This window comes from Sphingosinicella sp. YJ22 (assembly GCF_011320075.1).
Classification (GTDB): Bacteria; Pseudomonadota; Alphaproteobacteria; order Sphingomonadales; family Sphingomonadaceae; genus Allosphingosinicella.
In genome coordinates this window covers 36,768-60,226 of record NZ_JAANPA010000004.1, presented here as the reverse complement: position 1 = coordinate 60,226, position 23,459 = coordinate 36,768, and the positions used below count along the sequence as shown (strand labels likewise).

Below are 23,459 nucleotides of genomic sequence, written 5' to 3'. Positions count from 1 at the left end.
TGTCGCAGGCGGCGCTTCCCGGCAGGAGAGGGGACCCCTCCTTTGTCCTGGTGATGCCGTCTCGATGAAGCTCCGACTGCTCGTATCCGCCGCGTCCGTCCCGCTCCTCGCCATCGCCGCCAGCGCCCAGGCGCCGACCGCTCAGGCACCCGCCCAGGCCCAAGGTCAGGCGCCTGCGCCGGCCGCGGCGCAGGGGCCGACGAGCGCCCCGGTCGCCTATATGGTCGACCTGTCGTCGGGCGCCGTCCTGTTCGCCCGCGATGCCGAGCGGCGCATGCCGCCGGCGTCGATGGCGAAGATGATGACCACCCATGTCGCCTTCGACCTCATCGACAAGGGCGAGCTTCAGCTCAACCGCATGTGCACGGTGCGGCCGGAGACGTGGCAGCGCTGGCACGGTCCTGCCGCGGGCTCGACCATGTTCCTGTCGGCGGGGGAGCAGGTCAGCGTCGAGAATTTGCTCCACGGCATCGTGACCCTGTCGGGCAACGACGCCAGCGTCGTCCTCGCCGAATGCATCAGCGGCACCGAGGCGGGCTTCGTCGACCTGATGAACCGGCAGGCCCAGGCGCTCGGGCTGCGCAACTCGCATTGGGGCAATCCGGTCGGCTGGCCCGACGGCGGAGTCACCTACACCACCGCCCAGGACCTCGCCACGCTCGCCGTGTCGACGATCCGCGACCATCCCCAGCTCTACCGCCGCTTCTACGGCCAGACCGAGTTCACCTGGGGCCGCACCATGGGGTCCGGCCAGGCGATCACCCAGGGCAACCGCAATCCGCTGCTCGGCCGAGTCGCCGGCGCGGACGGCCTCAAGACCGGCCATACCGAGGAGGCCGGCTACGGCTTCACCGGCTCGGCCGAGCAGAATGGCCGCCGCCTGGTCATGGTCATCGCCGGCCTCGACAGCTTCAACGGCCGCTCGGCCGAGGCGGTGCGCTTCATGGACTGGGGCTTCCGCGCGTGGCAGGCGCGCCCGCTGTTCCAGCAGGGCGCGCGCGTCGGCGAGGCCCGGGTCCAGCTCGGCAGTGAGGACAGCGTCGGCCTGGTCGCGCCGCGCAACCTCGCCGCGACCATTCCCGCCGGTCTCGGCCGCAACCTGCGCGCCTCGATCGTCTATAATGGCCCGGTCAGGGCCCCGATCGCCCAGGGCCAGCATATCGCCGATCTCGTCGTTCAGGCGGATGGCGTGCCGACCATGACCATGCCGCTCGTCGCCGAGGCGGCGGTCGAGGAGGCCGGCTTCTTCGGCCGCATGTGGGCGGGCCTCAAGCATATCCTCGGCATGGGATGACTCGCGGCCGCTTCATCACGCTCGAGGGTGGGGAAGGGGTCGGCAAGTCGACGCAGGGCAGGCGCCTCGCGGCGGCGCTTAGGACGCGCGGTCTTGACGTCATCGAGACCCGCGAGCCCGGCGGAAGCCCCGGCGCCGAGGCGATCCGCACCCTGCTGCTTTCCGGCGCGGTCGACCGCTGGAGCGCGGAGGCCGAGGCCCTGCTGTTCGCCGCCGCGCGCTCCGACCATGTCCTGCGCACGATAAAGCCCGCGCTCGAGGCGGGGCAGTGGGTGCTGTGCGACCGCTTCCTCGACAGCTCGCTCTCCTATCAGGGCATGGTCGGCGGAGTAGGGGAGGACCGAATCCGTGCCCTCCATGACGTCGGCAGCGGCGGCTTTTTGCCCGACCGCACCTTGCTCCTCCACGTGCCCAACGAGGAGGCGGCGAAGCGCACCAGCCGCCGCGACGGCGCCAATCCCGATCGCTTCGGCGCCCGCGACCAGGCCTATCATGACGCCATCAACCGCGCGTTCGAAGAGCTCGCCGCCGCCGATCCCGACCGTTTCCGGCTGATCGAGGCGAGCGGAAGCGAGGATGACGTCACCGCGCGCCTCGTCGCCGCGCTCGAGGACCTGCTGTGACCGATCTCTACGGCCATGACGAGGCGGTCGCGATGTTCCGGACCGCGCTCGAAAGCGGCCGGCTCCACCATGCCTGGCTGATCACCGGCCCGCGCGGCATCGGCAAGGCGACCTTTGCCCGCAAGGCGGCGCTTCGGGTTCTCGCCCAGGGCGCCGGCCCTGTGCCGCGCCCGGGCCTCGACGTCCCCGACGATCATCCCGCCGCGAAGCTGATGGCCGCCGGCAGCCATCCCGATTTCATGACCCTCGAGCGGCTGCCCAAGGACAGCGGCACCGAGCTCGCCCGCTCGATCACCGTCGCTCAGGTGAGGGGGCTCAGCCGGCTGTTCGCGACCACCTCGTCGCTGTCGCCGTGGCGAGTCGTCCTGATCGACTCGGTCGACGACCTCGAGCCGTCCGGCGCCAATGCGCTGCTGAAGAGCCTCGAGGAGCCGCCGCCCCACAGCCTGTTCCTGCTGGTGAGCCACGCGCCCGAGCGGCTTCTGCCGACGATCCGCTCGCGCTGCCGCACCCTGCGCCTCGGCCCGCTCGGCCAGCGCGACATGGACGCCGCGCTTCGCACGATCCTCACCGACGCGACTCCGCGCGAGATCGCCGGGCTCGCCGAGGCGGCGGGCGGCGCGCCCGGCCGAGCGCTGGCCTATCAGGGCCTCGACGTCGACAAGCTCGACTCCGCGATGCGCGCGATCGCGCAGGGCGGCGATCCCACCAACGAGCATCGCGCGGCGCTCGCCCAGAGCCTCGCGCTCAAGGCCGCCCAGCCGCGCTACGAGGCCTTCCTCGCCCGAGCGCCGTCCTTCATCGCCGGCGAGGCGCGCAAGCGCCGCGGCCCGGCGCTGGCCGAGGCGCTGAAGCTCTGGGAGCAGGCCAACGACGTGTCGACGATTGCGGTGCGCCAGTCGCTCGACGCCCAGGCGACCGCCTTCGAGATGGGCGGCCTCATCGCCGGCCTCGCCGCCAAGGCTTGATCGGCACAGGCCGCGCTCTAAAGACCCCCGGCATGGGCGACCCCTTCTACATCACCACGGCGATCAACTACCCCAACGGGCGGCCGCATATCGGCCACGCCTATGAGGCGATCGCGACCGACGCCATCGCGCGCTTCCAGCGCCTCAAGGGCCGCGACGTCTTCTTCCTGACCGGCACCGACGAGCATGGCCTGAAGATGGCTCAGACCGCCCGCGACCGGGGCATCACCCCGGCCGAGCTCGCGACCGAGATGTCCGGCTATTTCAGGGAGATGGACGAGCGACTGAACATTTCGTTCGATCGCTTCATCCGCACGACCGAAGAGGATCACCACCGTTCCAGCCAGGCGATCTGGCAGGCGATGGCCGACCGCGGCGACCTCTATCTCGGCCGCTACGAGGGCTGGTACTCAGTCCGCGACGAGGCCTTTTACGACGAGGACGAGCTCAAGACCGTCGACGAGGGCCCCGACGCCGGCACCAGACTGTCGCCGCAGGGCACGCCGGTCGAATGGACGGTCGAGGAGACCTGGTTCTTCCGCCTGTCGGCCTATCAGGACAAGCTTCTTCGTCTCTACGAGGAGCGGCCCGACTTCATCCGCCCGGAGACGCGCCGCAACGAGATCCTCCGCTTCGTCGAGGGCGGCTTGTCCGACCTGTCCATCTCGCGGACCAGCTTCGACTGGGGCGTGAAGGTGCCGGGAAGCCCCGACCACGTCATGTACGTGTGGGTCGACGCGCTCACCAACTACATCACCGGCGTCGGCTATCCCGACACGGATTCAGAGACTTACCGCAAGTTCTGGCCGGCGAATCTGCACATCATCGGCAAGGACATCACGCGCTTCCACACCGTCTACTGGCCGGCCTTCCTTATGTCCGCCGGCATCGAGCTGCCGCGCCAGGTCTTCGCCCACGGCTTCATCCTCAACCGCGGCGTCAAGGAGTCGAAGTCGGCCGGCAACGTGACCGACCCGCTCGATCTCGCCGACCGCTACGGTGTCGACGCACTGCGCTATTTCCTGCTTCGCGAGGTCAGCTTCGGCCAGGACGGCAGCTACAGCGCCGAGGCGATCGTCACCCGGGTCAACGCCGACCTCGCCAACAGCTTCGGCAATCTCGCCCAGCGCACCTTGTCGTTCATCGCCAAGAATCTGGGCGGCGCGCTTCCGGAGGAAGGGAAGGGCGACCCCGCCGACGGCGAGCTGCTCGATCTCGTCCGCACCGCCCTCACCGAGGAGATGCCGGCGCATATGGAGGCGCTGGCGCTGAGCCAAGGCATCGAGGCGTGGCTTCGCGCGGTCTTCGCCTGCAACCAATATATCGACGTCCAGGCGCCGTGGGCGCTGCGCAAGACCGATCCCGAGCGCATGAACGCGGTGCTCGTCACCCTCGTCGAGGCGATCCGGATGCTCGCCATCGCGATCCAGCCGGTCATCCCCGGCTCCGCGGCGAAGCTGCTCGACCAGCTCGGCATTCCAGCGGAGAACCGCAGCCTCGCGGCGATCGCCGAACCGGCGAGCTTCACGCTGTCGCCGCCGTCGCCGCTGTTCCCGCGCCTCGACCTCGGCGCCGAGGGCTGAACGAGCCGCCGGTCCTCGCCCGAATGACGCCGGATCGCTCGGCGCGGCTGGTCGGATCCGCATGAAAAAAGGGCCCGGGGAGGGGGAAGCTGTCCCGCCCCGGGCCCTTAGCGCGGCCGCCAGCCGGGCGAAACCGCCCGCTTCCCCCCGGCGTCCGCGAAGCTCCTCGTCAGCGCGCGGCGCTGGCCAGGCTGATTCCGCGGCGCCGCGGAGCCTCGCCGGTGGCGAAGGCGAGCGCTCCGGCCGCGCTGGGCGGCGTGTCGGCGATGATGTGGACTCGGCCGCCCATGCTCGTCGTGTTGAACAGCAGCCGCGAGAACTCCATCGGCAGCCGCACGCAGCCATGGCTCGCCGGATAGCCGGGCAGGTGGCCGGCATGGAGCGCGATCCCGCCCCAGGTCAGCCGCTGCATGTTGGGCATCGGCGCGTTGTTGTAGAGGTTCGAAAAGTGGCGCCGGTTCTTCTGAAGGATGGTGAAGCTACCGGTCGGCGTGCTGTGGCCGCGCCGCCCGGTCGACACCGTCGACACGCCGATCAGCGTGCCGGCGCGATAGACATAGGCCATCTGCCGCTCGATGCTGACGACGACCTCGACCTCGCCGCTCTCCGCGCGCTCGGGCCGCCACAGGAACTGGCCCGGGCGAAGGTCCTCGGCCTCGGCCTCGAGCGCATTGGCCTCCTCGATCTCGGCGCTGACCGTCTCGGCATGGCCGATGACGCTGTCGCCGGCGGCCTCGAGGATGGTCGGCTGCGGAACCGCCGCCTCGCTGGCGACGCTCGCGGTCTGGACGATGACCGGGCGGATCGCCGCGGCGTCGGGCGCCCCGGCTTCCTGCCCGACCGCCGAGGCGACCGGCGCCGCGCAGAGCAGCAGCGCGACAATCGTGCCCCGGAAGATCTTGCTGGATGTGGTCGACATGGTCCCCTCGTTCTCCTGAATTGCGAGACTGGGATGCCATGCGCTTGAGGCGCCACGGACTCTCCGGCGACCGAGCCTCACGAAGCTGCGTCGGACCGGCGAGGGCGCTGCCCGGCGCGACGAACGCGCGAGGCCGCGACGAATTCGTCGCGCGCGCCGCCGCTTTGGCCGATCCGCCGGGCGCGGCCGGGACGAACGAGCGGCTTTCGCATCCCGGCCGCCGCGCCTATCTGGCGAACCATGTTCGTCGATAGCCACTGCCACCTCAATTATGCCGGTCTCGTCGAGGAGCAGCCGGCGGTGCTCGCCCGCGCCCGCGCCGCCGGCGTCAGCGCCATGCTCAACATCTCGACCCGCTCGAGCGAGTGGGACGCCGTCATCGCCACCGCCGAGCGCGAGGATGACGTCATGGCGTCGGTCGGGATCCACCCGCACGAGGCGGATCTCCATCCCGATGTCGAGACCGGGACGCTGGTCGCCAGGGCGGCCCACCCCAAGGTGATCGGAATCGGCGAGAGCGGCCTCGATTATTATTACGACAAGTCCGACCGCGACCGGCAGCGTCAGAGCTTCCGCGCCCACATCGCCGCGGCCCGCGAGACCGGGCTTCCGCTCATCGTCCACACCCGCGATGCCGAGGACGACACTTACGCCATCCTCGCCGACGAGATGGGGAAGGGCGCCTATCCCGCCCTTATCCACTGCTTCACCGCGAGCCGCGACTTCGCCGCCAAGGTTCTCGACCTCGGCCTCACCATCTCGATCTCCGGGATCGTCACCTTTAAGAAGGCCGAGGATCTCCAGGCCACCGCCAAGGACCTCCCCGCCGGCCGCCTTCTCATCGAGACCGACTCGCCCTTCCTCGCCCCGGTCCCCCACCGCGGCCGCACCTGCGAGCCCGCTTATGTCGCCGACACCGCCCGCTTTCTCGCAACCTTGCGCGGCGAAACCGTCGAACAGCTCGCCGAAACCACCACCGCCAACTTCTACCGCCTCTTCACCAAGGCGAAGCGGTGAGGGAAGGGGCTCCTCCAATCCTCCCTGTGAGCGAAGCTCATGGGGAGGGGGACCGCCGCCGGAGGCGGTGGTGGAGGGGCGGGGCGCGAAATAGCCCCTCCACCATGCTGCGCATGGTCCCCCTCCCCATCGCCTTCGTCGACAGGGAGGAGAGGGGGCTGTGAAGGTCCGGATCCTCGGCTGCGGCACCTCGACCGGCGTGCCGCGCATCGGCAACGACTGGGGCAGCGTCGACCCCGACGAGCCGCGCAACCGCCGAAGCCGCGTCTCGATCCTCGTCGGCGCGGATGACACCAACATCCTTGTCGACACCACGCCGGACATGCGCGCCCAGCTGCTCGACGCCGGCGTGGGCGACATCGACGCGGTGATCTGGACCCACGAGCATGCCGATCACTGCCACGGCATCGACGATCTCAGGCAGATCTTCCACAATCGTGGTTCGCCCGTTGCAGGCTATGCCGGCGAGCGCACGTTGCGCAGCCTCACCAAGCGCTTCGACTATGTCTTCGAAGGCAAATGGGGCTACCCGGCCAGCGCCGAGCCCAATCTGCTCAGCGACGGCCTCGAAATCGGCCCGGTCGCCGTCAGCGCCGTCGAGCAGCCTCACGGCAATATCACAAGCACCGGCCTGCGCTTCGAACAGAATGGCAAGAGCATCGGATATTCAACCGATTTCAACGAGTTGACTGACGAGATGGCCAAGCTGTTCGAAGGCGTCGACCTGTGGATCGTCGATGCGCTGAGGGCCCGGCCGCACCCGACCCACAGCCATCTCGAGCGAACGCTGTCCTATATCGAGCAGCTCAAGCCGGCCCACGCCGTCCTCACCCATATGGACAACAGCATGGACTACCGCTCTTTGCTGCGCGAACTTCCTCCCCATGTAGAACCTGGCTTCGACGGCATGGAGATCGCGCTGTGAATGAGGGTGGGGATCAGGCGATCCACGTTCTGTACCTGGTCGGCGTGCTGGTCCTCGTCGGCAGCGCGCTCGCCGTGCGCCGGGTGCCGATGGGCACCGCGCTCAAGATGTTTGCGGCCTGGGTGCTGATCTTCGCCGCCGGCTTCGTGATTTTCACCTTCCGCGGCGACTTCGCGGCGCTGGGCGACCGCCTTCTGCTCGCGGCGCGCGGCGGCGAGGTCGAGCAGTCCGCTCCGGGCGAGACCCGCATCCGCCTCGCCGCCGACGGCCATTTCTGGGTCAATGCCGAGGTCAATGGCGAGCGCGTCCGCTTCCTCGTCGATAGCGGCGCGACCACCACCAGCATCTCGCACGGCACCGCCCGCCGCGTCGGCATCGCGCCGAGCCGGGGTTTTCCGGCCATCGTGCGCACCGCCAATGGCACCGTTCGCGTCGATCGCGGCCGCGCCGACACGATCAGCATCGGCGACATCGAGCGCGAGAATGTCGCGGTCCACATCTCCGAGGCGTTTGGCGACATGAACGTGCTCGGCATGAATTTCCTGTCGTCGCTGAGCAGCTGGGGCGTGGAAGGGCGAACGCTGGTGCTGCGCTCGTAACCGCACCGGCATTTTACATAATGTATATTATCGCACTTACGGAGACGGCCTGATCCATGGCGACTTCCCTCACACCCGCCTCCGAACGCAGCGACGAAGCCCGGGCGATCGGCGCCCTCGACGATCTCGTCGCGATCATGGCGCGCCTTCGCGATCCCGAGAGCGGCTGCGAATGGGACATCGTCCAGAATTTCGAGACGATCGCGCCCTACACGATCGAGGAAGCCTACGAAGTCGCCGACGCCATCGCCCGCGACGACATGGCCGCCCTCAAGGACGAGCTCGGCGATCTCCAGCTCCAGGTCGTCTACCATGCCCGCATGGCCGAGGAGCGCGGCGCCTTCGCCATTCATGACGTCATCCGCGCCATCTGCGACAAGATGGTCCGCCGCCACCCGCACATCTTCGGCGGCGAGACCGAGCGCCCCGACTGGGAGGCCTTGAAGGCCGCCGAGCGCGATAAAGCCAATCACGAAAGCGTCCTCGACGGAGTCGCCCTCGCTCTGCCGGCGCTGCGCCGCGCCGAGAAGATCCAGAATCGCGCCGCGCGCCAGGGCTTCGACTGGGCCGACGCCGCCGGCCCCCGCGAGAAGATCGACGAGGAGCTCGCCGAGATCGACGCCGCCGAGACCCCGGCCGAGCGCGAAGCCGAGATCGGCGACCTCCTCTTCTCGGTCGTCAACCTCGCCCGCCATTACGGCCTCGACTCCGAAGCCGCCCTCGCCCGCGCCACCCAGCGCTTCGAAACCCGCTACCGCCTCGTCGAGCAAATGGCCGACCGCCCGCTGCGCGACCTCAGCCTCGACGACTATGAGGACCTGTGGCGGCGCGCCAAGAGGCAGCTTGCCGCGGCAGAATAGCCTTGCATTTCCAATGATGTTCTGCTAATGTTCCAAGGTAGCGATAGGCGCTCACTCTTTGAAGTCGTAGAACACAGAAGCTTAGCCGTCCGCCTTTGCGTCCAAATCTGGAACCCGTTGCAGCTCTCACAAAAGGTAGCGAACCGTTCGATCTCGTCACGATCCGTGCTGTAGTTTTTGTGAGCGTCGTCACCTTGGTGGATAACAAAATCGTCCGGCCGGAAGGTTGTGTCGCCGTTCAGTAGCAGTCTTTCCCCCGCAGCGAGGGAAGTGCTCACCTGGTCTCGAAGCGCGCGTGCTACCAGCCAAGATTCGGATTTGGTAAGGCCGATAGGGTCGCCAGTATCGCTCCACTTCTCGTGCAAGCTTTTTGCCCGCTCGTCTGGGAGAACTTGTGAGCGGCGTAGCCTCCACGATTGCCCGCCAGTTCCACGTGGTGATTGAGAAGGGGTTGTCGAAGCGCGGCTCACCGTCCGCCAGCAAGTCCCACAGCAAGAAGCTCACCCGGTGCTCGCCTCGTTGTTAAGGGGAACCATGACGACTCGCTTGAATGTCCGCAATGGGTCGCAAGCGGACGCTCGGAAAAGCCCTCGACCCTGTAAACTATGCCAGCTTCCGGCGATCGGGATGCACGCGCTTGGTGTGACTTTCGTGTGACCTTTCGTCACCGTCGCGACTGGAAACGCTCCCATTCCGCCGGGGCGATCCTGACAAGCAGGCGGGTCTCGAGGCCTTCGCTTTCCTGGTGGAGGACCTCGCCATGCTGGTGGAGCCAGGCGATCGCCTCGCCGTCGCCGGCGCCGAGCGTCACTTCCTGGAGGCGGGCGTCCTTGCGCAGATGCGCGGCGGCGCAGGCGAGGAGGTCGTCCACCCCTTCCCCGCTCAGCGCCGACAGCACCACGACGTTCTCGCGGCGCTCCGCTTCGGCGCGGATGCTGGCGGCTTCCTCGGAGCCGAGCAGGTCGATCTTGTTCCACGCCTCGATCATCCCCGTGCGGCCCTCGCCTTCATCGGCGTCGTCGCTGTCTAGGCCGCCGAGCAGTCCGAGCTCCTTGAGCACCCGCTCGACATCCTCGCGCTGGGCGTCGCTGTCGGGGTGGGAGATGTCGCGGACATGGACGATGATGTCGGCCGCGAGCACTTCCTCGAGCGTGGCCCGGAACGCCGCGACGAGCTGGGTCGGAAGATCGGAGATGAAGCCGACCGTGTCGGACAGGATCGCCTTGGGGAGGCCGGGCAGCGCGATCTCGCGCATGGTCGGGTCGAGAGTCGCGAACAGCAGATTCTCGGCGAACACCTCGGACCGGGTCAGCCGGTTGAACAGGGTCGACTTGCCGGCATTGGTGTAGCCGACCAGGGCGATCACCGGCCACGGCGCCTTCTGCCGGCGCGACCGGTGAAGCGAACGGGTACGGGTCACCGCCTCCAGCTCGCGGCGAAGCTTCGCCATGCGGTCGCGGATCAGCCGACGGTCGGCCTCGATCTGGGTTTCGCCCGGGCCGCCGAGAAAGCCGAAGCCGCCCCTCTGCCGCTCGAGGTGGGTCCATGACCGCACCAGCCGGCCCTGCTGATAGTCGAGATGGGCGAGCTCGACCTGGAGCCGCCCTTCCGCGGTTGCCGCGCGCTCGCCGAAGATCTCGAGGATGAGGCCGGTTCGGTCGATGACCTTGGCCTTGGTGGCGTCCTCCAGGTTCTTCTGCTGGATCGGGGTCACCGTGCCGTCGACGATCAGCAGCTCGGCTTCGGACTGGCGCATCGCCTCGGCGATCGCGTCGACCTGGCCCTGGCCGAACAGCGTCTTGGGCCGGGGGCTTCGGATCTTGAACGCGCGCTTCTCGCGCACGTCGATCCCGATCGCCTCGGCGAGGCCCGCCGCCTCCTCCAGCCGCGCGTCGGTGTCGCGGCTCTTGCCGGCGCCGAGCTCGGGCAAGGCGATCAGTGCTGGTGCTCCGCGGGCGACGTCCGCTTCGTCGCGGTTGAAAACGCTCAGGCGTCAGGCTCCTCGGCCTGCTCGATCAGGCTCACCGGATGTTCCGGCTGCACCGTCGAGATGGCGTGCTTGTAGACCAGCTGGGACATGCCGTCGCGCTGGAGCAGCATGCAGAACAGGTCGAAGGCCGCGATCTCGCCTTGCAGCATGACGCCATTAACGAGGAACATCGTCACCGGCTCCCCCGAGCGGCGCACCGCGGCGAGGAACACCTCCTGGAGCAGGGTCGGCTTCTTCTTCTCGACCTGCTCGTCGAACGCCTTCTGGATGTCGGAGAGGTCGATCGGCTGGGCCGGCATCACCGTCGAGATGGCATGCTTGTAGATGAGCTGGGCCTGGCCGTCGCGGCGCAGGAGCACCGAGAAATTGTCGAACCAGGTGATGATCCCCTGAAGCTTGACGCCCTTGACCAGGAACATCGTCACCGGCGTTTTCGACCGCCGCAGCGTGTTCAGGAACATGTCCTGCAGATTGTTGACCTTGTCGGCCATGTCCCGCACTCCCCGATCGGCTTCTTATGAGCTTCTGTTGTTCACCCGAGTGGCGAATTTGCGCCCGCTATAGGCGATCCCGCGGCAAATTGCAGCCCGGCGCTGGAACGGTTCCACATTCGCGGAACCGCTCCAGATTCCTTGTGGTCGCGCTTGCCGGGCCGGCCGGTGCCCATCTGCCTCGCAACCGCTCTACTCGTCGCTCTCGCCGCGCGTCTCCCCGAGGCCCAAGGCCTTCAATTTCCGGTGCAATGCCGAGCGCTCCATGCCGATGAAGGTCGCGGTGCGCGAGATGTTGCCGGAGAAGCGTCGGATCTGGACGCGAAGATATTCGCGCTCGAACGTCTCGCGCGCCTCGCGCAGCGGCGTGCCCATGATCGCCTTGACCGCCTCGCTCGGGGTCAGCTGCGCCTGGTCGCTGAGGATCTCGGGCGGCAGCATGTCGATCTCGATGCAGCCGATGCGCTCGCCCGGCGCGAGGATCACCGTCCGCTCGATCACGTTCCTGAGCTGGCGGACGTTGCCCGGCCAGTCAAAGGCCTGGAGCGCCGCGAGCGCGTCGGCCGAGATGTTGGGCGTCCCCACCCGTCGCTCGGCCGCGAACCGCGCGGCAAAGCGGGTGACCAGCTCGGGGATGTCCTCGCGCCGCTCGGCCAGCGCCGGCACGTGCACCGGAACCACGTTGAGGCGGTAATAGAGGTCCTCGCGGAAGCGCCCGGCGGCGATCTCGTCCTGGAGGTTGCGCGCGGTCGACGAGACGACCCGCATGTCGACCTTGACGATGCGCTGGCCGCCGACCCGCGAGAAGCTCTGGTCGGTCAGCACGCGCAGGATCTTGCCCTGGGTCGAGGCCGGCATGTCGGCGACCTCGTCGACGTAGAGGGTGCCGCCATGCGCCTGCTCGAGCAGGCCGGGGCGGACGAGCTCGCCGCCCTCCTCCACTCCGAACAGCTCCTCCTCGACTCGCTCCGGGGTCATCTGGGCGGCGCCGACGACGACGAACGGGCCGCGGGTGCGCGGGCTCCAATTGTGCAGAAGCCGCGCCGCCACTTCCTTGCCGACTCCGGCGGGGCCGGTGATCAACACCCGGCTTCCGGTCGCGGCGACCCGCTTCAGCGTTGCTCGAACCTGGTTGAGCGCGGTCGACGAGCCGGTCAGCTCCATCTCCTGGCCGACCTGCTGCCTCAGGCTCTCATTCTCGCGCCGAAGCCGCTCGGTCTCGGTGGCGCGGTGGACGAGGTGGACGAGATGCCCGGCCTCGAACGGCTTCTCGATGAAGTCGACCGCGCCTTGGCGGATCGCCGCGACCGCGGTGTCGAGATTGCCGTGGCCGGAGATCATCAGCACCGGCAGGGTCGGATCGCGCCGTTTGATCTCCTGGAGGAGCTGAAGGCCGTCGAGCTTGGAGCCCTGAAGCCACACGTCGAGCAGCGCCAGCGACGGCCGCCGCTCGGCGAGCGCCTGAAGAGCGCTCTGGCTGTTGGCGGCCGTTCGGGTCGTATAACCCTCGTCCTCCAGCACGCCCGAGACGAGCTCGCGAATGTCCTGCTCGTCGTCGACGATGAGAATATCAAGCGACATTGGGTTCAACCATTGACTGAATGTTCTTCCATGTTGCGGGCGCCGCCGACGCGGGCGAGCGTCTCGACATCGAAGATGAGGCGGACCAACGTGCCGCCACCGGGCGCATCGGCGAACTCGATCTGCCCGAAATGCTCTTCGACGATCTTGTTGACGATGGCGAGGCCGAGGCCGGTGCCCTTGGCCCGAGTCGTCATGTAGGGCTCGGTGATTCGGCCGCGGTCGGCTGGGAGGCCGACGCCACTATCCTCGACCTCGATAACAAGCCGGGGGCCGTCCTGGCTGACGCGCATCGCGACTCGATCGCCGCCGCCTGCCGAGTCCTCCTCATTCTTCTGCTCGATCGCCTCGACGCCGTTCTTGACGATATTGGTCAGTGCCTGCCCGAGATGACGGCGGTCGCAGACGAGCATCGGCGACGGCTCCGGAGCGTCGAGGCTGAATGCAATGCCGGGATGGGCGACCTCGTGAAGGAACAGGGCCTGGCGCGCGATGTCGGTCACCGCCTCGGCCTTGAACACCGGCTTGGGCATCCGCGCGAAGGACGAGAATTCGTCGACCATGCGGCGGAGGTCGCCGACCTGGCGGACGATGGTCCCGGTCAGCCGCTCGAAGGTCGCGGCGTCAGACGTCACTTCCGCGCCGTAGCGCCGCTGAAGCCGCTCGGCGGCGAGCTGGATCGGGGTCAGCGGATTCTTGATCTCGTGCGCGATGCGCCGGGCGACGTCCGACCAGGCGGCGCGGCGCTGGTCGATCAGCTGCTCGGTGATGTCGTCGAAGGTGAGCACATGGCCGCCCTCCACCGCGACGGTCTTCACGGCGAGCGTCCGCGGCTCGCCGCGGCTGGCGAACTGCACGATATTCTCGGCCTCAGTGTCGGAGAGGAGTTGGTCGAGCTCGGGCGCCACTTCGACGAGTTTCTGACCGACTGGGCTTAGACCGCTGGTGCGAAGCAACGCCTCGGCGGTGGGATTGGCCAGGCGAATGATGCGTTCCTGATCAATCGATACGACGCCGGCGGTGACTCCGGCAAGCACCGCTTCCATGAATGCGCGGCGGCTGTCCAACTGCTGGTTGGCGGTCACCAGCGCCCCGGTCTGCTCCTCGAGCTGCTCGGTCATGGTGTTGAACGCCTCGCCCAGCGTCCTCAGCTCGTCGTCGGCTCCGGTCTGCGGGACCCGCGCGGCGAGGTCTCCAGCGCTGATGCGCCGGGCGGCGCCGACCAGCGCCCCGACCGGTCGGACCAGGCGGTCCGCCAGCTTGAGCGCAACCCAGATGGCGATTGCCACGATCAGGATCGAGACCGCGAGGATTGCCGCGTTGAACCGGAATTGCAGTGCTCTCGCCTCGTTGGTCAGCGCTTCGAAATCGCGGCGCAGGGTGTCGCCGCGGCGGAGCTGATCCAGCATGATCGACTCGAAGCGGATGCTGGCCTCGTCCTGAGCGTTCTGTGGAACGAGACCGGCATTCTCGCCATAGACGCGCGCCGCGTAGAGATAGAAATTCTGGTTGCCGGGGAAGCGAACCAGAACCCCGATTCTATTCTGCTCTTGTATCGTCGTGGCCTGAAGCGGCTCGCGGAGCTGGGAGATCACCGCCTGATCAAGCGTCCTCTCGAGGTCGCGTTGATAGGGGTTGATGATCACGAATGTCTGGATGCCGGTGTCCGGCGTGTACCTCAGCAAAATGCCTTCCGACAGGTTCCGGTCGAGGAGCTGGGTGCTGAAGAAGGTGACGAACTGGGGATCGTCATATTCGACGATCTGTAGCGCCCCGACGAGATCGGTCGCCATCGTCACCGCTTCGCTTTCGACCCGAGTGACCTCCCCGCGATATGCCTGTTGAGTGAGTTCGACCGCGCTCTCGACGCTGCCGCGCCAACGATCGGAGAACCAGAATTCCTGGCTGCTTTGGAACAGGACCGATGCGAACACGACGACAAGCAGCGTCGGGATGGCGGCGATGATGGAGAACAATACGACGAGGCGGACGTGCAGCCGCCCCTCGCCCAGGCCCAGCCTTGCGGCGCGGCGCTTGGCGATCCGGCGGGCGAACAGCACCATGATCGCCATCGCAGGGACGAGATTGGCCACCAGCAGGGCAGCAACGATGGGCGGGTCTAGCCACTTGTCGGGCGAGGCCCGTCCCGAGATCACGAGGTAGCTGATCGTGGCCGTGGCGATCAGGACGATCAGCCCGCCGATCTCGAGCGCGGGCATTAGCCACGCCGGACGAGGGCCGGCTAGCCGGCCGCTTTCCTGCCTGGGAGCACCTTCCCGCTCATGCTCGATCATGCCCTGCGCTACGTCCACGCGGTGGCTCTAGCACAGGACTGTGGCGCAAAGAACACACATTGCGCCGTCTTCGTCGCGCGATGTGCAGGATTGGGCCTTCAGGCCGCGGCCTTGCTCAGCCAGGGCGCGTAGAAGTCGCGCAGCATCGCCTTCGCCTGGTTGGGGTCGAGGACCTTGTTGAACTCGTTGCGGAACTCGGCCGAGTTGTAGAGGCCGCGCGTGTACCAGCCGATATGCTTGCGGGCGCAATTGACGCCGATGGCCGGACCGTAAAGCTCCAGCATCGCCTCATATTGCTCCAGGATCACCGCCAGCTGCTCGTCGAGGCTCGGGTCGGCGAGTCGCTGGCCGGTCTGCGCCCAGTGCATCACCTGCTTGAGCAGCCACGGACGGCCATAGGCGCCGCGGCCGATCATCACGCCGTCGGCGCCGGACTGGTCGAGCGCCTTCTCGGCATCCTCGATCGAGCAGATGTCGCCATTGGCGATGACCGGCAGCTTCACCGCCTCCTTGACGGAACGGATGAAGCTCCAGTCGGCCTCGCCCTTATACATCTGGCAGCGGGTGCGGCCGTGCACCGTGATCATCTGAGCACCGAGATCCTCGGCGATTCGGGCGAGCTCCGGCGCGTTGAGGCTGGAGTGGTCCCAGCCCATGCGCATCTTAACGGTGACCGGCACCTTCACCGCCTTGACCGTCGCCTCGATAAGCGACGCGGCGAGCGGCAGGTCGCGCATCAGCGCCGAGCCGGCGTCGCCGTTGACCACCTTCTTGACCGGGCAGCCCATGTTGATGTCGATGATCGCGGCGCCGCGGTCCTCGTTGAGCCGGGCGGCGTCGGCCATCTCCTTGGGCGAGCAGCCGGCGAGCTGCATCGACACCGGATCCTCGCTCGGGCACCATTCCATCTTCTGAAGCGACTGGCGGGTTTCGCGGATCGCCGCCTGGCTGGCGATCATCTCGGTGACGGTGAGGCCAGCGCCGTAGCGCTTGACGACGCGGCGGAACGGCATGTCGGTGACGCCCGTCATCGGCGCCAGGATCACTGGCGTCTCGACCCGCACGGGTCCGATCTGGATGGGCTTCAACCGGGTCATGGGAGGCCGCCAGATAGTGGCTAACCCGCTGGCGGGCAAGGCGGGGCTCGGCTAGGGGCGGCGCGTGGACGAGACCCCTGCCCCTTCTCCAGTGATCGCGCTGATCGTCGCGGGCGGCCGCGGCGCGCGCGCCGGCGAGGGCTTGTCCAAGCAATACCGACTGCTCGGCGGCGTGCCGGTGCTGCGGCGGACGCTGCTCGCTTTCCTGCGTCACCCGCGTGTCAGCGACGTGCGGGTGGTGATCCATGAGGACGACCGCGCGCTCTACGAAGCGGCGTCGGCAGGGCTGGCGCTCGGGCCGCCGATCGTGGGGGGCGCGACCCGGCAGGACTCGGTGGCCAAGGGTCTCGCGGCGCTCGGCGAGGACGACGCGATCGTGCTCATCCACGACGCCGCCCGCCCGCTAGTGTCGGCGTCATTGATCGATCGCTGCCTGGACGCGCTCGACGGAGGCGCCGCAGCCGTCGTTCCGGCCCTTCCCGTGGTCGACAGTCTGCGCCGAGGCTCGGCGACGCTCGTCGATGAAGTGGACCGCGCCGAGCTGCTCCGGGTCCAGACGCCGCAATGCTTCGATCTTGCGGCCATTCGCGCGCTTCACGAGCGCTTTGCCGGCGGCGCGTTCACCGATGACGCGGCGCTGGCGATGCAGGGGGGAATAGAAGTGGCGACCGTCGTGGGCGACGAGACCAATCTAAAGTTGACCACACCCGAGGATTTCGAGCGTGCGGAGGCCCTGCTCGGCGCCCGCCGTTCGACCCGCACCGGCTTGGGCTTCGACGTCCACGCCTTCGAGGAGGGCGACCATGTGTGGATCGGCGGCATCCGAATCCCGCATGGGCGAGCCCTCAAGGGCCACAGCGACGCCGACGTCGCTCTCCACGCGCTGACCGACGCCCTGCTCGGTGCAATCGCCGCGGGCGACATCGGCGACCACTTCCCGCCGAGCGATCCGCAATGGCGCGGCGCCCCGTCCTCGCTTTTCCTCGAATATGCCCGCACTTTGGTCGAGCAAAGTGGCGGGCGGATCGAGCATGTCGACGTCACGATCATCTGCGAAGCGCCCAAGATCGGGCCACATCGCGAGGCAATCCGCGCCCGTATCGGCGATCTGTTGCGGCTCGGCCCTGGCAGGGTTAGCGTCAAGGCGACCACGACCGAGCGGCTGGGCTTCACCGGCCGCGGCGAAGGCATCGCGGCGCAGGCCGTCGCGACTGTATCCACGAACGAGATTCCATGACCGAGAAAAGCGACTTCACCCTCCCCCGCGAGCTGGTCGACATGGCCCGCAAGGTCGTCGACGCCAACCGCGCTGCCGGCCTTCGCATCGCGACGGCGGAGAGCTGCACCGGCGGCCTCGTCGCTGCGGCGCTGACCGAAATCCCGGGAAGTTCAGAGGTCTTGGAGGCGTCTTTCGTCACTTATTCGAACGAGGCCAAGCAGGACCTGCTCGGCGTCAATTCGGACGTGCTCGAGACATTCGGCGCGGTGTCGATCGCCACCGCCTGGGCGATGGCGCAGCAGGCGCTGGCCAAGACCGGCGCCGATGTCGCGGTGGCGATCACCGGCATCGCGGGGCCCGGCGGCGGCTCGGAGAAGAAGCCGGTGGGAACCGTCGTGTTCGCAAGGGCGCGCCGCGGCGCGGACCCGGACGAGGTCGTCGCCGACCTCAAGGATTTCGGCGACCTCGGCCGCGGCGGCGTTCGGCTTCAAGCGGCGCTTTGCGCGCTCGAGCTGCTGATGCCGGGCGCGGCCGGCCCGTAGAGCTGCTCGGCGCGCTCGCAAAAGGCGCCGATCATCTTCCTGAGCGCGCGGTCGAACACTTGGCCGGCGAGCATCTCGAACATCCGGCTCTTGAAGGCGAAGTCGACGCAGAAGTCGATGTTGGTTCCGCCCTGCCCGTCCGGGCTGAACTTCCAGCTGTTGTGGAGATACTTAAGCGGCCCCTCGATATAATCGATCTCGATCGACTGGGGCCGTTCCTTCTTGACCCGGCTGGTGAAGGTCTCCTTGATCGCCTTGAAGCCGACCGCGAGGTCGGCGATCGTCTCGGTCGGGCTGTCGGAGCGGATGCGCACCGCCGCGGTCCAGGGCAGGAATTCCGGATAGCGGCGGACGTCCGCGACCATGTCGAACATCTGCTCCGGCGTGTAGGGCAGGTTCCGGGTTTCCGTATGCTTGGGCATCGCGTCAGGCCGTCGCCTTCGCGAACTTGGCCTCCCGAGCGGCGCGCAGGCGCTCGAAATCGTCGCCGGCATGGTAGCTGGAACGGGTCAGCGGCGACGCGGCGACGAGCAGGAAACCCTTGGCGCGGGCGATGGCGCCATAGGCCTTGAACGCCTGCGGAGTGACGAACTCGGCGACCTTGGCGTGGCGCGGGGTCGGTTGGAGATACTGGCCCATGGTAAGGAAATCGATGTCCGCCGAACGCATGTCGTCCATCACCTGGTGGATTTCGAGCCGCTCCTCGCCGAGGCCGACCATGACGCCGGACTTGGTGAAGATGGTCGGATCATGGCGCTTCACGTTCTCGAGCAGGCGCAGCGAGGCATAATAGCGCGCGCCCGGACGAATGGTCGGGTACAGCCTCGGCACCGTCTCGAGATTGTGGTTGTAGACGTCGGGCCGCGCTTCGACGATCCGCTCGACCGCGGCCTGCGCCTTGTTGCGGAAGTCGGGCGTGAGGATCTCGATCGTGGTGGTCGGCGTGTTGCGGCGAAGCGCCTCGATCACCTTCACGAACTGCGATGCGCCGCCGTCCGGGAGGTCGTCCCGGTCGACCGAGGTGATGACGATGTGACTGAGCCCGAGCTCGGCCGCGGCGACCGCGACATTCTCAGGCTCCATCGGGTCGACCATGCGCGGCATGCCGGTCTTGACGTTGCAGAAGGCGCAGGCCCGCGTGCAGGTGTCGCCGAGGATCATCACCGTCGCGTGCTTCTTGGTCCAGCACTCGCCGATATTCGGGCAGGCCGCTTCCTCGCACACCGTCGCGAGGTTCAGCCGCCGCATCAGCTTGCGCGTCTCGGCAAAGCCTCTGCTGGTCGGCGCCTTGACCCGAATCCAGTCGGGCTTGCGCTGTTTGGGTGTGCGGATGATGGGGTCGGCCTCGCTCATGGCGGCGAAATAGCGACTGCGACGCACTCTTGCCAGCCCCGCCCTTGCGCGCCTAGCGAGCGCCCATGAAGCGTTTCACCGACCTCATCGACGGCTATCGCCGATTCCGCAACCGCGACTGGGGCGCCGAGCGCGAGCGCTGGGCGGAGCTCGCCGAGGGCCAGAGTCCCAAGGTCATGGTCATTGCCTGCTCCGACAGCCGCGTGGATCCGTCGCAGATCTTCGACGCGCGTCCCGGCGAGATGTTCGTCGTGCGCAACGTCGCCAACCTCGTTCCGCCCTACGAACCCGACCATGCCTATCACGGCGTGTCGGCGGCGCTGGAGTTTGCGGTGACCCAGCTCCAGGTCGAGGAGCTGGTGGTGATGGGCCATGGCTTCTGCGGCGGCTGCGCGGCGGCGCTGACCGGCCAGTTCGATGGCAAGGGCGCCGGCGCTGGCCAGTTCATCTCCCACTGGGTGGACATGCTCGACGAGGCGCGAGAGCGGGTTCGACGCAAATTTCCTGACTTGGGTCCGGAGGCATTCCGCACCATGGAATATGAGGGCGTGCGCATCTCGCTGCGCAACCTCATGTGCTTTCCCTGGGTCCGCGAGCGGGTCGAAGCGGGGTCGCTCCGTCTCCACGGCGCCTATTTCGCGATTGCCGACGGCGTCCTCCATGTGCTCGATACCGAAAGCGGGCAGTTCAAGCCGGCCTGAGGGAGAGCGGAGCGATGCAGGGTGCGGGCGTTGAAACCGGGGCGATCATCTCGCTCGCCATCTATTTCGCCGCGATGCTCGCGATCGGCGTCTATGCCTGGCGCCAATCCACCGCCGATGTCAGCGGCTATCTGCTCGGCGGACGGCGGCTGAGCCCGTCGGTCGCGGCGCTTTCCGCCGGCGCGGCCGACATGAGCGGCTGGCTGATCATGGGCCTTCCCGGCGCCGCTTATCTCGCCGGCCTGTCGGCGAGCTGGATCGCGATCGGCCTGTTTGCCGGCGCCCTGGCCAACTACCTGATCGTCGCTCCCCGCCTGCGCGTACACACCGAGGAAACCGGCGATGCGATCACCATTCCCGCTTATTTCTCGCAGCGCCTGGACGACCGCAGCCACGCTTTGCGGATCGTCTCCGCGCTGGTCATCATCGTCTTCTTCACCCTCTACACCTCGTCAGGCATGGTCGCCGGCGGCAAGCTGTTCGAAACCGCGTTCGGCGCCGACTATACTCTGGGACTCTGGATCACTGCCGGCGCCGTGCTGATCTACACGCTGATCGGCGGCTTTCTCGCGGTGAGCCTCACCGATTTCGTGCAGGGCATCATCATGTTCGTGGCGCTGGTCATGGTGCCGCTCGTCGCCTTCCTCGCCCTCGACGGAGGCGTCGCGGCGACGGTGACCAGCGTCAATCCGACCGCAATGGATCTGTTCGCCGGCACAACCGCGCTCGGCATCGTGTCGTCGCTGGCCTGGGGCCTCGGCTATTTCGGCCAGCCGCACATCATTACGCGCTTCATGGCGGTGCGCTCGGTCAAGGACGTTCCGACGATGCGCAACATCGGCATGAGCTGGATGGGCATCTCGCTGATCGGCGCCCTTGCGACCGGCTTCGTCGGACTCGCTTACGCCAACCGCAACGGCATGCCGGTCAACGACCCCGAGACGATCTTCATCCTGCTCGGGCAGATCCTGTTCCACCCGCTGATCACGGGCTTCCTCTATGCCGCTTTGCTGGCGGCGATCATGAGCACGATCAGCTCGCAGCTCCTGGTCTCGTCAAGCTCGCTCACCGAGGATTTCTATCGAGTCTTCCTACGCCGCGAGGCGAGCCAGCGCGAGCTGGTGACGGTGGGCCGGGCCTCGGTGCTTGCGGTGTCGCTGGCGGCGATCGCGCTGGCCTACTCGCCCGACAACACCATTCTCGGCCTGGTCGGCGACGCCTGGGCCGGCTTCGGCGCCGCGTTCGGCCCGCTGGTGATCCTGAGCCTCACCTGGCGGCGGTTGACGCTCGCCGGAGCGCTGGCGGGCGTCGTCGTTGGCGCCGGGACCGTTATCCTGTGCATTCTTCCGCTGATGCCGGATGGCCGCTCGTTTAGCGAGGCGGTGCTCTACGCCATGGTGCCTGGCTTCTTCCTCAGCTTCGCCTCGACGATCCTGATCAGTCTCGCCACCCGGCCCTCCCCTGCGGCCGTTGAGCGCTTCGACGAGGGCGAGGCGGCGCTCGCCGCGGCGCGCTGATCAGCGGAACTTAATAAGCCAGGGCGCAGCCGTCCGCGCGCATTTCGCTGGCCGCCGCGTAAACCCGCTCCTCGCCGTCCATGCGGTGCTCGACGCATTGGTAGCGTCCGAAGCCGCCGTCCGGTTCGCCGATCCTCCAGCCCAGGTCGGCCAGCGCCTGACGGGTGGCGGCCGGAACGCCGCTTTCGAGGCGCAGCAGGCCGGTCGGCCCGAGATTGGGACTATCCTCGCCCATGCGCTGCGACGAGCCTTCGTGGTGCCAGCGCGGGGAATCGCCGGCCGCCTGGACGTCCAGCCCGAAATCGACGCGGTTCATGATGATTTGGGCCTGGCCCTGCGGCTGCATGTCGCCGCCCATCACTCCGAAGGACAGCCACGGCGCACCGTCCTTCGTCGCGAAGCCCGGGATGATGGTCTGGAAGGGCCGCTTGCCCGGCGCGTAGACATTGGGGTGGCCGTCCTCGAGCGCGAAGAGCTGGCCGCGGTCCTGGAACATGAAGCCCAATGTCCGGCCCTCTGGTCCGTCGGCGACAAGGCCTGAGCCCATGCCGCGGAAGTTGGACTGGATCATCGACACGCTCATCCCCCACCGGTCGGCGGCGGTGAAATAGGTGGTGTCGCCGCGCGACGGCGCAGTGCCGGGACGGACGCTCGGGTTGATCCGGGTCGGGCTTATCAACCGGGCGCGCTCGGCAGCATAGTCCTTGGAGACCAGCCATTCGAAGGGCACGCGCGAGAAATTGGGATCGGCGTAGTAGCGGGCTCGGTCCTCATAGGCGAGGCGCTTGGCCTCGGCGGCGATGTGGATCGCGCGGGCCGACTGGAAGCCCGCCGCGCGCATGTCGAACCGCTCGATCATGTTGAGCATCTGCAGGGTCGCCGCGCCCTGCGTGTTGGCGCCGAGCGAATGGACGGTGACCCCGCGATAGTCGGTGGCGAGCGGCTCGCTCCATTCCGAGCGGTGGGCGGCGAGGTCGGCGCGGGTCATCCAGCCGCCGATTCGGCGGAAGTAGCGCTCGATCGTGTCGGCGATCGGTCCGTCATAGAAGGCGTCGCGGCCGCCCTCGGCGATCATGCGGTAGGTGCGGGCGAGGTCGCGATTGCGGAAGATCTGGCCGACTCCGGGCCCCTCCCCCCAGACAGCGCGGGCGTTGGCGGTTTCCTCCATCTCGCTCGCCCGACGCGCGAAGTTCGCCATGGCGCGGCGCATATAATAGCTGATGATTTCCGGGACCGGCGCGCCCTCTTCCGAGAGCGCGATGGCCGGCGCGAACAGGTCGCGCCATGGCAGCCGGCCGTAGCGCTGGTGGAGGGTCCACCAGCCGTCGACCGCGCCGGGCACCGAGACGGTGACCGCGCCATAAGGCGGAAGCGCGCCGTTGACCGCTCGGCTGCGGACGGTCGCGAGGCTCAGGGCCCGCGGCGAGCGGCCGGAGCCGGCGAGGCCGACGACCTTGCGCTGCGCCGGGTCCCACATCATCGCATAGACGTCGCCGCCGATGCCGCACGAGGTCGGCTCGAGGAAGCCGAGGCAGGCGTTGATCGCAATCGCCGCGTCGACCGCCGAGCCGCCGGCCTTGAGGATGTCGATGCCGGCCTGGGTCGCGAGCGGATGGGCGGTGCCCGTCGCGCCTGACCGCCCGTAAACCGCCGAGCGCGACGCGAAGCTGGCGCCGACGGGACGGTCGCCGGCACGCACGTCGGGCCGCTCGAAAATCTCGTCGCTGGGCCGCTGCGACCCCGGAACAGAGGTCGGCGACGGCTGCGCCGAACCCCGCACGGCGAGGCCGGCGGCGGCGATTGGGGCAGCGGCAAGGAAGGTGCGGCGACGCATGCGACTCTCCAGGAAAGGCCTGTGTTGGCCGAACCCTAGAGCCGCATGCGAC

General features: G+C 67.9%; 21 protein-coding genes. 12 read left to right on the top strand and 9 right to left on the bottom strand.

The features are described 5' to 3' along the window. Positions 1 to 64 precede the first annotated feature (64 nt). From G7B71_RS02815 to metG, 4 genes are read left to right on the top strand one after another with little or no spacing between them, the layout of a single operon-like run. Positions 65 to 1,294: a D-alanyl-D-alanine carboxypeptidase family protein gene (locus G7B71_RS02815; protein ID WP_166037664.1), complete on the top strand. Its 1,230-nt coding sequence runs from the start codon at positions 65 to 67 to the stop codon at positions 1,292 to 1,294. Further along, a complete protein-coding gene (tmk, locus tag G7B71_RS02810) occupies positions 1,291 to 1,917 on the top strand; it encodes a dTMP kinase (RefSeq protein WP_166037661.1) in 627 nt (208 codons plus the stop codon). Before G7B71_RS02815 ends, tmk begins: the two co-directional genes overlap by 4 nt. Continuing rightward, positions 1,914 to 2,885: a DNA polymerase III subunit delta' gene (locus G7B71_RS02805; protein WP_166037659.1), complete on the top strand. Its 972-nt coding sequence runs from the start codon at positions 1,914 to 1,916 to the stop codon at positions 2,883 to 2,885. The genes tmk and G7B71_RS02805 overlap by 4 nt, the downstream gene beginning before the upstream one ends. Positions 2,886 to 2,917: 32 nt before the next feature. Continuing rightward, positions 2,918 to 4,468 (top strand): methionine--tRNA ligase, encoded by a 1,551-nt coding sequence (gene metG, locus G7B71_RS02800; protein ID WP_166037657.1) that lies wholly within the window; start codon positions 2,918 to 2,920, stop codon positions 4,466 to 4,468. Between the two features lie 169 nt (positions 4,469 to 4,637). Here metG and G7B71_RS15765 read toward each other — a convergent pair whose 3' ends face one another. Then, the gene (locus tag G7B71_RS15765; RefSeq protein ID WP_166037655.1) at positions 4,638 to 5,387 is read right to left on the bottom strand and encodes a L,D-transpeptidase family protein; all 750 of its coding nucleotides are present in this window, start codon (positions 5,385 to 5,387) and stop codon (positions 4,638 to 4,640) included. A 240-nt stretch (positions 5,388 to 5,627) separates the two neighbouring features. On the opposite strand from G7B71_RS15765, the gene G7B71_RS02790 reads away from it, so the two are divergent. The 4 genes from G7B71_RS02790 to mazG all read left to right on the top strand — a co-directional run bounded on the left by G7B71_RS02790 (position 5,628) and on the right by mazG (position 8,788). Beyond that, positions 5,628 to 6,404 carry a TatD family hydrolase gene (locus G7B71_RS02790; protein ID WP_166037653.1) on the top strand — a complete coding sequence of 259 codons (777 nt, stop codon included), beginning with the start codon at positions 5,628 to 5,630 and terminating at the stop codon, positions 6,402 to 6,404. Between the two features lie 160 nt (positions 6,405 to 6,564). Continuing rightward, positions 6,565 to 7,329, top strand: coding sequence for an MBL fold metallo-hydrolase (locus G7B71_RS02785; protein ID WP_166037651.1), 765 nt, complete (start codon positions 6,565 to 6,567; stop codon positions 7,327 to 7,329). Further along, positions 7,326 to 7,928 carry a TIGR02281 family clan AA aspartic protease gene (locus G7B71_RS02780; RefSeq protein ID WP_243406068.1) on the top strand — a complete coding sequence of 201 codons (603 nt, stop codon included), beginning with the start codon at positions 7,326 to 7,328 and terminating at the stop codon, positions 7,926 to 7,928. Before G7B71_RS02785 ends, G7B71_RS02780 begins: the two co-directional genes overlap by 4 nt. Positions 7,929 to 7,984: 56 nt before the next feature. Further along, positions 7,985 to 8,788 (top strand): nucleoside triphosphate pyrophosphohydrolase, encoded by an 804-nt coding sequence (mazG, locus tag G7B71_RS02775; protein ID WP_166037649.1) that lies wholly within the window; start codon positions 7,985 to 7,987, stop codon positions 8,786 to 8,788. Positions 8,789 to 9,452: 664 nt separating this feature from the next. Here the strand turns inward: mazG and hflX are convergent. From hflX to dusB, 5 genes are all read right to left on the bottom strand, one after another. Beyond that, positions 9,453 to 10,778 (bottom strand): GTPase HflX, encoded by a 1,326-nt coding sequence (gene hflX, locus G7B71_RS02770; RefSeq protein WP_166037746.1) that lies wholly within the window; start codon positions 10,776 to 10,778, stop codon positions 9,453 to 9,455. Beyond that, positions 10,775 to 11,269, bottom strand: coding sequence for an RNA chaperone Hfq (gene hfq / locus G7B71_RS02765; protein WP_166037647.1), 495 nt, complete (start codon positions 11,267 to 11,269; stop codon positions 10,775 to 10,777). Before hfq ends, hflX begins: the two co-directional genes overlap by 4 nt. A gap of 192 nt (positions 11,270 to 11,461) precedes the next feature. Continuing rightward, positions 11,462 to 12,850 carry a sigma-54 dependent transcriptional regulator gene (locus G7B71_RS02760; RefSeq protein ID WP_166037644.1) on the bottom strand — a complete coding sequence of 463 codons (1,389 nt, stop codon included), beginning with the start codon at positions 12,848 to 12,850 and terminating at the stop codon, positions 11,462 to 11,464. A gap of 5 nt (positions 12,851 to 12,855) precedes the next feature. Next, a complete protein-coding gene (locus G7B71_RS02755; protein ID WP_166037642.1) occupies positions 12,856 to 15,069 on the bottom strand; it encodes an ATP-binding protein in 2,214 nt (737 codons plus the stop codon). Positions 15,070 to 15,242: 173 nt separating this feature from the next. Then, a complete protein-coding gene (gene dusB / locus G7B71_RS02750) occupies positions 15,243 to 16,241 on the bottom strand; it encodes a tRNA dihydrouridine synthase DusB (protein ID WP_166037640.1) in 999 nt (332 codons plus the stop codon). Between the two features lie 64 nt (positions 16,242 to 16,305). Here dusB and G7B71_RS02745 point away from each other — a divergent pair, with 64 nt between their 5' ends. Both G7B71_RS02745 and G7B71_RS02740 read left to right on the top strand, forming a co-directional pair. Continuing rightward, on the top strand, positions 16,306 to 17,478 hold the full coding sequence (locus tag G7B71_RS02745) for a bifunctional 2-C-methyl-D-erythritol 4-phosphate cytidylyltransferase/2-C-methyl-D-erythritol 2,4-cyclodiphosphate synthase (protein WP_243406067.1): 1,173 nt from the start codon (positions 16,306 to 16,308) through the stop codon (positions 17,476 to 17,478). Continuing rightward, entirely contained in the window at positions 17,475 to 18,002 is a 528-nt protein-coding gene (locus tag G7B71_RS02740) for a CinA family protein (protein ID WP_166037638.1), read from the top strand. The genes G7B71_RS02745 and G7B71_RS02740 overlap by 4 nt, the downstream gene beginning before the upstream one ends. Here the strand turns inward: G7B71_RS02740 and G7B71_RS02735 are convergent. Together G7B71_RS02735 and lipA are read right to left on the bottom strand one after the other, a co-directional pair. Then, positions 17,948 to 18,424: a type II toxin-antitoxin system RatA family toxin gene (locus tag G7B71_RS02735; protein WP_166037636.1), complete on the bottom strand. Its 477-nt coding sequence runs from the start codon at positions 18,422 to 18,424 to the stop codon at positions 17,948 to 17,950. The genes G7B71_RS02740 and G7B71_RS02735 overlap by 55 nt on opposite strands. Positions 18,425 to 18,428: 4 nt before the next feature. After that, entirely contained in the window at positions 18,429 to 19,355 is a 927-nt protein-coding gene (lipA, locus tag G7B71_RS02730) for a lipoyl synthase (protein WP_166037742.1), read from the bottom strand. A 65-nt stretch (positions 19,356 to 19,420) separates the two neighbouring features. On the opposite strand from lipA, the gene G7B71_RS02725 reads away from it, so the two are divergent. Next, the gene (locus G7B71_RS02725; protein WP_166037635.1) at positions 19,421 to 20,056 is read left to right on the top strand and encodes a carbonic anhydrase; all 636 of its coding nucleotides are present in this window, start codon (positions 19,421 to 19,423) and stop codon (positions 20,054 to 20,056) included. A 14-nt stretch (positions 20,057 to 20,070) separates the two neighbouring features. Next, on the top strand, positions 20,071 to 21,573 hold the full coding sequence (gene putP, locus G7B71_RS02720; protein WP_166037633.1) for a sodium/proline symporter PutP: 1,503 nt from the start codon (positions 20,071 to 20,073) through the stop codon (positions 21,571 to 21,573). Between the two features lie 10 nt (positions 21,574 to 21,583). Here the strand turns inward: putP and G7B71_RS02715 are convergent, their stop codons facing one another. Next, positions 21,584 to 23,407 (bottom strand): gamma-glutamyltransferase family protein, encoded by a 1,824-nt coding sequence (locus G7B71_RS02715; RefSeq protein WP_166037631.1) that lies wholly within the window; start codon positions 23,405 to 23,407, stop codon positions 21,584 to 21,586. Between the last annotated feature and the right edge of the window lie 52 nt (positions 23,408 to 23,459).

What these genes read in the sequence shown, in the direction of transcription:
- G7B71_RS02815 (WP_166037664.1), top strand. Translation starts at nt 65, where the DNA reads ATGAAGCTCCGACTGCTCGTATCCGCCGCGTCCGTCCCGCTCCTCGCC.
- tmk (WP_166037661.1), top strand. Translation starts at nt 1,291, where the DNA reads ATGACTCGCGGCCGCTTCATCACGCTCGAGGGTGGGGAAGGGGTCGGC.
- metG (WP_166037657.1), top strand. Translation starts at nt 2,918, where the DNA reads ATGGGCGACCCCTTCTACATCACCACGGCGATCAACTACCCCAACGGG.
- G7B71_RS15765 (WP_166037655.1), bottom strand. Translation starts at nt 5,387, where the DNA reads ATGTCGACCACATCCAGCAAGATCTTCCGGGGCACGATTGTCGCGCTG.
- G7B71_RS02790 (WP_166037653.1), top strand. Translation starts at nt 5,628, where the DNA reads ATGTTCGTCGATAGCCACTGCCACCTCAATTATGCCGGTCTCGTCGAG.
- mazG (WP_166037649.1), top strand. Translation starts at nt 7,985, where the DNA reads ATGGCGACTTCCCTCACACCCGCCTCCGAACGCAGCGACGAAGCCCGG.
- hfq (WP_166037647.1), bottom strand. Translation starts at nt 11,269, where the DNA reads ATGGCCGACAAGGTCAACAATCTGCAGGACATGTTCCTGAACACGCTG.
- G7B71_RS02760 (WP_166037644.1), bottom strand. Translation starts at nt 12,850, where the DNA reads ATGTCGCTTGATATTCTCATCGTCGACGACGAGCAGGACATTCGCGAG.
- G7B71_RS02755 (WP_166037642.1), bottom strand. Translation starts at nt 15,069, where the DNA reads ATGCCCGCGCTCGAGATCGGCGGGCTGATCGTCCTGATCGCCACGGCC.
- dusB (WP_166037640.1), bottom strand. Translation starts at nt 16,241, where the DNA reads ATGACCCGGTTGAAGCCCATCCAGATCGGACCCGTGCGGGTCGAGACG.
- G7B71_RS02740 (WP_166037638.1), top strand. Translation starts at nt 17,475, where the DNA reads ATGACCGAGAAAAGCGACTTCACCCTCCCCCGCGAGCTGGTCGACATG.
- G7B71_RS02735 (WP_166037636.1), bottom strand. Translation starts at nt 18,424, where the DNA reads ATGCCCAAGCATACGGAAACCCGGAACCTGCCCTACACGCCGGAGCAG.
- lipA (WP_166037742.1), bottom strand. Translation starts at nt 19,355, where the DNA reads ATGAGCGAGGCCGACCCCATCATCCGCACACCCAAACAGCGCAAGCCC.
- G7B71_RS02725 (WP_166037635.1), top strand. Translation starts at nt 19,421, where the DNA reads ATGAAGCGTTTCACCGACCTCATCGACGGCTATCGCCGATTCCGCAAC.
- putP (WP_166037633.1), top strand. Translation starts at nt 20,071, where the DNA reads ATGCAGGGTGCGGGCGTTGAAACCGGGGCGATCATCTCGCTCGCCATC.
- G7B71_RS02715 (WP_166037631.1), bottom strand. Translation starts at nt 23,407, where the DNA reads ATGCGTCGCCGCACCTTCCTTGCCGCTGCCCCAATCGCCGCCGCCGGC.